The following is a 7,775-nucleotide window of genomic DNA, read 5'->3' as shown; positions in this document are numbered from 1 at the left end:
GGATTTATCCCCGCTGGACTGCGCAGCAGTCCCCCTTCTTCAAGATGCCGAAAAAAAGGGGCCGCTGCGCGCCCCAGCGGGGATAAATCCCCTCGCCACAGTGTTCCCGTCTGGCACAAAGCAATCGGCAATAAAAAGCCCCTGAATTCAGGGGCTCTTCAATCAGTGCGGCTGATAAACCGTAAGCATCTGCCCCGGCTTCAACGCCTTGCCCGCACCCGGGTTCCAACGCTTGAGATGTTGCATCTCGACGTTGAACCGCTTGGCCACCACATACAGGGTGTCGCCGCGCTTGACCTTGTACTGGGTCTGCTGCTTGTTCTCGTCCTTGCCTTTGGTCTTGGTATTCGCCGCGACCACGGTGTTGACCCGGCCGGACTTGCGCGCCGGTGCACGCTTGGTGTTGTCCTGCATGACCAGGGTCTGGCCGACCTTGAGGTTCTTGCCGGTCAGCTTGTTCCAGCGCTGCAGATCCTTGACTTCGACCTTGTTGGCCTTGGCGATGGAGCCGAGGTTGTCGCCACGCTTGACCCGATAAGCACGTTTGAGCTGCGCCACTTCCGACGGATCGGCGCCTTCGAACACCGGTTTCAGCGAGCGCGGGCTGATCAATTCGTCCGGGCGCATGGTCTGCAGACTGGCGGTCAGCAGTTGCGCCTTGGATGTCGGCACCAGCAGATGCTGCGGACCGTCGATGGTGGTGCGCTGTTTGAACGCCGGATTGAGCTGGAACAGTTCGTCTTCATCGATGTTGGCCACCGCAGCGACCTTGGACAGGTCCATGCGCTGGTTGATTTCGACGACCTGGAAGTACGGCTCGTTGGCGATCGGGTTGAGGTTGACGCCGTAGGCTTCAGGCGCCAGTACCACTTGCGACAGTGCCAGCAACTTCGGCACATAGGCCTGGGTTTCCGCCGGCAGCGGCAGGTTCCAGTAGTCGGTGGGCAGGCCGAGCTTTTCGTTGCGTTCGATCGCGCGGCTGACGGTGCCTTCACCAGCGTTGTAGGCTGCCAGCGCCAGCAGCCAGTCGCCGTTGAACATGTCGTGCAGGCGAGTCAGGTAATCCATCGCTGCCGTGGTCGAAGCGGTGATGTCGCGACGACCGTCGTAGAAGCGGGTCTGGCGCAGGTTGAAGTAGCGCCCGGTGGACGGAATGAATTGCCACAGGCCCACCGCATCGGCGCGGGAGTAGGCCATCGGGTTGTACGCGCTCTCGATCACTGGCAGCAGGGCCAGTTCCAACGGCATGTTGCGTTCTTCGAGGCGTTCGACGATGTAATGAATGTAGAGGCTGCCGCGTTCGCCGGCATTCTCGAGGAAAGAGGGGTTACTGGCGAACCACAGGCGTTGTTGCTCAATGCGCGGATTGACGCCGAGGCCTTCCTGCAACTGGAAGCCCTGGCGCATGCGTTCCCAGATGTCCTGGGGCGCCACGGGAGTGGGCTTCTCGGTCAGCCAGATCGGCTTCTGCTTGGCTCGCGCAGCAATGTTCGGCGTATGCGTCGCTTCAGTCTGCGGAGCGTGGCTGGAACAACCCGCCAGCGTGGCGGACACAGCCACCGCGATGGCTTGCGCCAAGCGGGTCAAAGCATCTGAATTGACGGACTTACGTATGGATGACGACATTGGCTGGAAGTAAGTTCCGGGCAAAAATGTCGGGCGATTCTAGAAAGCGCACCCCCTGCGGTCAACCATTGAGAATTTTTGTCCCGGCCGGCGCGCTTGTCAGAACTTGTCTTTCCATGCCCGCAGAGCCGCAAATACCTCGCTCGGCTCCCGGTTTTGAGCGCCTTCCCGTTCGTCCACTTTTTGTGTAACCAATGTTTCAGAAGTGCGTAAAAACGGATTGGTAAGCTTTTCCAGGGCCAAAGTCGACGGCAATGTCATCACGCCGTTCTGCCGTTGCTGCGTGACCTTTTCCAGACGGGCGGCGACTTCCGGATTGCCCGGCTCGACGGCGGCGGCAAATTTCAGATTGCTCAAGGTGTATTCGTGGGTGCAGTACACCAGCGTATCTTCCGGCAGGGCCGCGAGACGGCTGAGCGAGTGGTACATCTGCTCGGGCGTGCCTTCGAACAACCGGCCGCAACCGGCGGCGAACAGGGTGTCGCCGCAGAACAGCAGGCCATGGTGGTAATAGGCGATGTGCCCCAGGGTGTGACCGGGCACCGCATAGACGTCGAAGTCCCAGCCGAGCACGCTGACGCTGTCGTTGTCCTTGAGCGCTACGTCACGCGCCGGAATGCTTTCGCTGGCCGGGCCGTAGACCCTGGCGCCGCTCGCCGCTTTCAGGCGCTCGACGCCGCCGACATGGTCATGGTGATGGTGAGTGATCAGAATATCGCTGAGCACCCAGCCCGGATGCGCGTCAAGCCACGCCTGCACCGGGGCGGCGTCGCCCGGATCAACCACCGCGCAGCGCTGGGTCTGATGATCCTGTAACAACCAGATGTAGTTGTCGGTGAACGCGGGCAGGGCACTGATCTGTATCATCGTCGGAATTCGCCAAGCGGAAAACATTGGCGCATCTTAGTAGTTCCTGGCGCGTTGGAGAATGACATGACCGATAAAGCGTTCGCTCAGGCCGATCCCGACTGGCTGGCATTGATCAGCGCCGCCCGCGAATGGCTGTCGGGGCCGCTCGGGCAATTTCTGCTGGATGAAGAGCGGCGCATGCTCGACGACGAGCTCGGCCGGTTCTTCGGCGGTTATCTGGTGCATTACGGCCCGTCCGCCGAAACCCCGCCGGCCGCGCCGCAAGTACAGCGCAACGTGCGTCTAGGCGCGCCGTTGCCCGGAGTCGAGATCGTTTGCGAAGAGCAGGCCTGGCCGTTGAGCGAGCACGCCGCCGACGTGGTGGTGATGCAGCATGGCCTGGATTTCTGCCTGTCGCCCCACGGTTTGCTGCGTGAAGCGGCGAGCAGCGTGCGCCCCGGCGGGCATCTGCTGATCATCGGCATCAACCCCTGGAGCACTTGGGGGCTGCGGCATTTCTTCGCCAATGATGCCCTGCGCAAGGCGCGCTGCATCTCGCCGTCGCGGGTCGCCGACTGGCTCAATCTGCTCGGCTTCGCGCTGGAGAAACGCCGCTTCGGGTGCTATCGTCCGCCGCTCGCGTCGCCCAAGTGGCAGAACCGTCTGGCCGGCTGGGAACGCAAGGCCGGTGACTGGCAGCTGTCCGGCGGTGGCTTCTATCTGCTGGTGGCGCGCAAGATCGTGGTGGGGCTGCGGCCATTGCGCCAGGAACGCCGCGAGCCGATGGGCAAGCTGATTCCGCTGCCGATGGCCAAGGTCAACCGCCGCCGCATCGAACCGTAAATCTTCTTTTATTTGTGGCCGGGCTTGTCCCGGCCGCGGTCATTGTCGATCCGTGATTGGCAGGACAGGCATTTTTCTGGAAAGACTGGCATGAGCGAAAGCGTGGAAAGCGTCGACACCGTAGAACTGTTCACCGACGGTGCCTGCAAGGGCAACCCCGGCCCCGGCGGCTGGGGCGCGCTGCTGGTGTGCAAGGGCGTCGAAAAGGAATTGTGGGGCGGCGAGGCCAACACGACCAACAACCGCATGGAGCTGCTCGGCGCGATTCGTGGCCTCGAAGCGCTCAAGCGCCCCTGCGAAGTGCTGCTGGTCACCGACTCGCAATACGTGATGAAAGGCATCAACGAGTGGATGGCCAACTGGAAGAAGCGCGGCTGGAAAACCGCTGCGAAAGAACCGGTGAAAAACGCCGATCTGTGGAAAGAGCTGGACGAGCAGGTCAATCGCCACAAAGTCACCTGGAAATGGGTGCGCGGGCACATTGGTCATCACGGTAACGAGCGGGCTGACCAGCTGGCCAACCGTGGGGTGGATGAAGTTCGCGGTTACAAGCAGAGCTGATTTCGCTTCTAACCGTGGCGTGGCCGTTCGCGAGCAGGCTCGCTCCCACATTTGCAATGCATTCCCCTGTAGGAGCTGCCGAAGGCTGCGATCTTTTGATCTTGCTGTAAGAAAAATCAAAAGATCGCAGCGTGCCGCAGCTCCTACAGGCTTCATTCCCAGCGTGTTAACATCCGCGCCTTTGCCCGATTGACCCGTTGAGAGCTGAGCACTGATGGCCACCAGATCCGTTGTACTCGATACCGAAACCACCGGCATGCCGGTGACCGATGGTCACCGGATCATTGAAATCGGTTGCGTCGAACTGATCGGTCGGCGCCTGACGGGCCGGCATTTCCACGTTTACCTGCAACCGGATCGCGAAAGCGACGAAGGCGCGATCGGTGTTCACGGCATTACAAACGAATTCCTCGTCGGCAAGCCGCGCTTTGCCGAAGTCGCCGACGAGTTCTTCGAGTTCATCCAGGGCGCACAGCTGATCATCCACAACGCGGCGTTCGACGTTGGCTTCATCAACAACGAATTCGCCTTGATGGGCCAGCACGATCGCGCCGACATCACCCAGCATTGCACCATCCTCGACACCCTGATGATGGCCCGGGAACGTCACCCGGGGCAGCGCAACAGCCTCGATGCGTTGTGCAAGCGTTACGGCGTCGACAACTCCGGCCGTGAACTGCACGGCGCCTTGCTCGACTCGGAGATTCTCGCCGACGTCTACCTGACCATGACCGGCGGCCAGACCAGCCTGTCGCTGGCCGGCAACGCCTCCGACGGCAATGGCACAGGCGAGGGCGCCGACAACTCGGCTACCGAAATCCGCCGCCTGCCGGTCGATCGTCAGCCAGCACGAATCATCCGGGCGACCGAAGAAGAACTGGCGGCGCATCTGGTGCGGCTGGAAATCATCGCCAAATCGGCGGGAGCGCCGGCGTTGTGGACGCAGATTGCCGAGGCTGATGCGCAGGCCTGAAAAACCTGAAGATCAAAAGATCGCAGCCTTCGGCGGCTCCTACGGGGATTGCATTCCAAGTTAGAGACACCGAAGGCAGCGATTTTTTGCGTTTGGCGACATGGAGCCAAGTTGCCACTCTCGCCACATTCGTCGCAACCCTCTACCCTGAGTGCACTGGTCAGGTGCAAATCTGCCGCCTCAGGACACTGAGCCTCATGTACAAAGAGTTGAAATTTGCGCTGGCAATCATCCATCGCGACAGCAAGGTCGACACTGTCGGCTGCGTCAAGGAATGAGGACTTTTCCCAGTATGCAACCGGTCATGAATCCGAAATACCCAGGGTTGTCGGTGCGGGTCGCCGATGAAGGTTTTGCGCCGTATATCTGGGGCAGCGACTTCAGTTTCGAGGTGGGCGCCTATGGCGCTGCCGTGATCGGCAAGCCGGTCGAGCAGTGGCCGGTGACGCCAATCGTGCCGTACCGCAAGTGCTACGGCATCGATCCGGAAGAGTTCAGCGCCTTTCACAACGCGCCCGACAGTGCGATTTTCATGGCGTACCTGGACGACGAGCCGGTCGGCCATCTGGTGATCAGCACCAATTGGAACGGCTTTGCCCATATCGATGAACTGGCGGTGCATGCCCCGGCCCGTCGCCACGGCGTGGCCAAGGCGTTGCTCGATGTCGCGCAGTTCTGGAGTCGCAAGAAGAAGCTGCCGGGCATCATGCTCGAAACCCAGAACAACAACCTCGGCGCCTGTCGTCTGTATGAGCGTTGCGGTTATGTGATCGGCGGCATCGACCAGTTGCGCTATCGCGGCATCGATCCGCACACCGCCGAAGTCGCGTTGTTCTGGTATCGCCTGTTCGATAATCCGCTGGAAAAACCACTCAGCTCGACAACATCGCCTCGGCTTGTTCCGTGACGATCGTCAGCAGTGTCTGAATCGCCGCCGACGGCGTGGCATGTTTGAAGGTCAGGGCGTAGAGGTTGATCGGCACTGCCGGTGAGAGCGGGCAGACGTCAAGCCCACCGGCGCGGGCGCCCAACGCGGTGAAGGGGTCGACGATGGCCAGACCTTCGCCGGCCTCGACCATGCTGCGCATCATCTGATGGGTCTGCACGCGGGTCTGAATGCTTGGCGCCGGGCGCAAGGCCTGGAGTTTGTTTTCCAGTGCCGGGCTCAGCGGATCATGCCCTTCGAGACCGACCATGGCCTGACCGGCCAGATCCGCGAGGGAAATGTATTTCTGTTTCGGTTGCAGCCAGCCGTGCGGAGCGAGCAATTGCAGCTTGCCCTGGGCCAGCGGCTGGCAGTGGATATCGGGGTGTTCGGGATCGTGCAGGCTCAGGCCCAGATCGCTTTCGCGCAGTAACAGGCTGCGAACGATGTCGCGAGTCGGCGCGCTGAGCAGGCTGCAAGGTGCGTCCGGCAAGCGCCGACGCAGAGTCGCAAGGCTTTGTGGCAGCAATTGCTGGGCCAGCGGCGGGGTGCCGATGATGCGCAAGGGCGGGGCGAGGTATTGCTTGAGGCTGCTGGCCAGACGCTGCACCGGCTCAAGCGCCTCGTAAACGTGTGCGATTTCCACCTGCAAAGCGCGCGCTTCGGGGGTCGATTGCAGGCGCCCGCGAACGCTGGCAAACAGCATGAACCCCAACTGACTCTCGGCTTCGCGCAAGCGCTCTTCGACCTCGGTCACCGGCAATTGCAGCCATTCGGCGGCGGTGCCCAGGTGACCGGTCTGCAAGAGCGCCTGAATCACTTCGATGTGGCGTAAACGCATGCGTGAAGTCCATGTTCAGCAGGTGGGGTCAGACGCTGAATCCTACCCCAAGTCCGCTCGCATGACTTCTGCTCATAACGCTGGGTTATTGAGCGACGGTTGGCTCAGGTTCGCGAATCAGGGTAATGCCTGATTGAACCAGGAGAAACTCGCTGTCACTGACCTTATTGACCCGATCGCCAATAGCCAGTCTGTAAATGGGCTCCGAGCCAGTGGATCCGTCTGCAGACGGGTTCGATTCCTGGAATTCATGCACGGAATAAACGCGGCCTTCCGCATCTCTTGCATGAAACTGACCGACGAGTACTGCTGCCATCTGCTTAGAACCTCTGGAGATAAAACGCTTGATTTGCGGCTTTGTAGACCGTCACCAAGCTCGGTAAGTTTTCCTACAGGAAAAAAATATTCGCCGCGGAGGAAAAACCAATGACCACTGGTGAAAATGTCACTGGATCATCTATAACTAGCGACTCTTCCCACGGACCATCGAGAGTCATCCATGAGCAATGTCTACAACGTCGCTGTAGTGGTCGGTAGCCTGCGCAAGGCATCGATCAATCGCAAAGTCGCACTGGCCCTCGCTGAACTGGCGCCGGCCAATCTCAAGCTCGAGATTGTCGAAATCGGTGAGCTGCCGCTGTACAACGAAGACATCGACGGCGCTTCTCCGCCGGCAGCCTACAGCACTTTCCGTCAGAAAGTGGCGTCATCCGACGCGGTGCTGTTTGTTACCCCCGAGTACAACCGCTCGATCCCGGCACCGTTGAAGAACGCCATCGACGTCGGTTCACGCCCTTATGGCCAGAGCGCTTGGAGCGGCAAACCCGGTGCGGTGATCAGCGTATCGCCAGGCGCCATCGGTGGCTTCGGCGCTAACCAGCACCTGCGTCAGACATTCGTTTTCCTCGATATCCATTGCCTGCAACAGCCGGAAGCGTATCTGGGGGGTGCGGGCAACGCGTTTGATGAAGCGGGCAAGCTGAGCGACTCGGTGAAGCCGTTCCTGCAAAAATTCATTGATGCCTACGGCCAGTTCGTAGAGCAACACAAGAAATAAACTCACCGAAACTCACTGTGGGAGCGAGCCTGCTCGCGAAGGCGGACTGTCAGATAACAATTTCACGTCTGACACACCGCTTTCGCGAGCAGGCTCGCTC

9 protein-coding genes are annotated in these 7,775 nt (G+C 60.5%); 5 read left to right on the top strand and 4 right to left on the bottom strand.

Annotated features, from left to right (window positions below; all coding sequences use genetic code 11):
• Positions 1-162: 162 nt before the first annotated feature.
• Together QMX86_RS26455 and gloB are read right to left on the bottom strand one after the other, a co-directional pair.
• The gene (locus QMX86_RS26455) at positions 163-1,626 is read right to left on the bottom strand and encodes a transglycosylase SLT domain-containing protein (protein ID WP_073475304.1); all 1,464 of its coding nucleotides are present in this window, start codon (positions 1,624-1,626) and stop codon (positions 163-165) included.
• A 99-nt stretch (positions 1,627-1,725) separates the two neighbouring features.
• Positions 1,726-2,493 (bottom strand): hydroxyacylglutathione hydrolase, encoded by a 768-nt coding sequence (gene gloB / locus QMX86_RS26450; RefSeq protein WP_282387106.1) that lies wholly within the window; start codon positions 2,491-2,493, stop codon positions 1,726-1,728.
• Between the two features lie 66 nt (positions 2,494-2,559).
• Here gloB and QMX86_RS26445 point away from each other — a divergent pair, with 66 nt between their 5' ends.
• The 4 genes from QMX86_RS26445 (at position 2,560) to QMX86_RS26430 (ending at position 5,759) form a co-directional block, all read left to right on the top strand.
• Positions 2,560-3,318 (top strand): methyltransferase domain-containing protein, encoded by a 759-nt coding sequence (locus QMX86_RS26445; RefSeq protein WP_041480625.1) that lies wholly within the window; start codon positions 2,560-2,562, stop codon positions 3,316-3,318.
• Positions 3,319-3,408: 90 nt separating this feature from the next.
• Complete coding sequence (gene rnhA, locus QMX86_RS26440; RefSeq protein ID WP_007910572.1) at positions 3,409-3,879, top strand: ribonuclease HI; 471 nt, start codon at positions 3,409-3,411, stop codon at positions 3,877-3,879.
• A gap of 214 nt (positions 3,880-4,093) precedes the next feature.
• Positions 4,094-4,852: a DNA polymerase III subunit epsilon gene (gene dnaQ, locus QMX86_RS26435; protein ID WP_024012494.1), complete on the top strand. Its 759-nt coding sequence runs from the start codon at positions 4,094-4,096 to the stop codon at positions 4,850-4,852.
• A 292-nt stretch (positions 4,853-5,144) separates the two neighbouring features.
• Entirely contained in the window at positions 5,145-5,759 is a 615-nt protein-coding gene (locus QMX86_RS26430; RefSeq protein WP_282387107.1) for a GNAT family N-acetyltransferase, read from the top strand.
• Here QMX86_RS26430 and QMX86_RS26425 read toward each other — a convergent pair.
• Both QMX86_RS26425 and QMX86_RS26420 read right to left on the bottom strand, forming a co-directional pair.
• Positions 5,725-6,618, bottom strand: a complete 894-nt coding sequence (locus QMX86_RS26425; RefSeq protein WP_282387108.1) for a LysR family transcriptional regulator — start codon at positions 6,616-6,618, stop codon at positions 5,725-5,727. The two genes, QMX86_RS26430 and QMX86_RS26425, sit on opposite strands and share 35 nt — an antisense overlap.
• 85 nt (positions 6,619-6,703) lie before the next feature.
• The gene (locus tag QMX86_RS26420; protein WP_016774209.1) at positions 6,704-6,934 is read right to left on the bottom strand and encodes a hypothetical protein; all 231 of its coding nucleotides are present in this window, start codon (positions 6,932-6,934) and stop codon (positions 6,704-6,706) included.
• Positions 6,935-7,117: 183 nt separating this feature from the next.
• Between QMX86_RS26420 and QMX86_RS26415 the strand changes: the two genes are divergently transcribed.
• Positions 7,118-7,675, top strand: coding sequence for an NAD(P)H-dependent oxidoreductase (locus QMX86_RS26415; RefSeq protein ID WP_024012496.1), 558 nt, complete (start codon positions 7,118-7,120; stop codon positions 7,673-7,675).
• Positions 7,676-7,775 lie beyond the last annotated feature (100 nt).

The sequence above is a fragment of the Pseudomonas sp. PS01270 genome (assembly GCF_029959775.1).
Taxonomy (GTDB): Bacteria; Pseudomonadota; Gammaproteobacteria; order Pseudomonadales; family Pseudomonadaceae; genus Aquipseudomonas; species Aquipseudomonas atacamensis.
Note: the sequence above shows the minus strand (reverse complement) of the source record. Positions and strands in the feature narration are given on the sequence as shown.

Bases quoted from the DNA above. Each gene is read 5' to 3' on its own strand.
- QMX86_RS26455 (WP_073475304.1), bottom strand. From the start codon at position 1,626: ATGTCGTCATCCATACGTAAGTCCGTCAATTCAGATGCTTTGACCCGC.
- gloB (WP_282387106.1), bottom strand. From the start codon at position 2,493: ATGATACAGATCAGTGCCCTGCCCGCGTTCACCGACAACTACATCTGG.
- QMX86_RS26445 (WP_041480625.1), top strand. From the start codon at position 2,560: ATGACCGATAAAGCGTTCGCTCAGGCCGATCCCGACTGGCTGGCATTG.
- rnhA (WP_007910572.1), top strand. From the start codon at position 3,409: ATGAGCGAAAGCGTGGAAAGCGTCGACACCGTAGAACTGTTCACCGAC.
- dnaQ (WP_024012494.1), top strand. From the start codon at position 4,094: ATGGCCACCAGATCCGTTGTACTCGATACCGAAACCACCGGCATGCCG.
- QMX86_RS26430 (WP_282387107.1), top strand. From the start codon at position 5,145: ATGCAACCGGTCATGAATCCGAAATACCCAGGGTTGTCGGTGCGGGTC.
- QMX86_RS26425 (WP_282387108.1), bottom strand. From the start codon at position 6,618: ATGCGTTTACGCCACATCGAAGTGATTCAGGCGCTCTTGCAGACCGGT.
- QMX86_RS26420 (WP_016774209.1), bottom strand. From the start codon at position 6,934: ATGGCAGCAGTACTCGTCGGTCAGTTTCATGCAAGAGATGCGGAAGGC.
- QMX86_RS26415 (WP_024012496.1), top strand. From the start codon at position 7,118: ATGAGCAATGTCTACAACGTCGCTGTAGTGGTCGGTAGCCTGCGCAAG.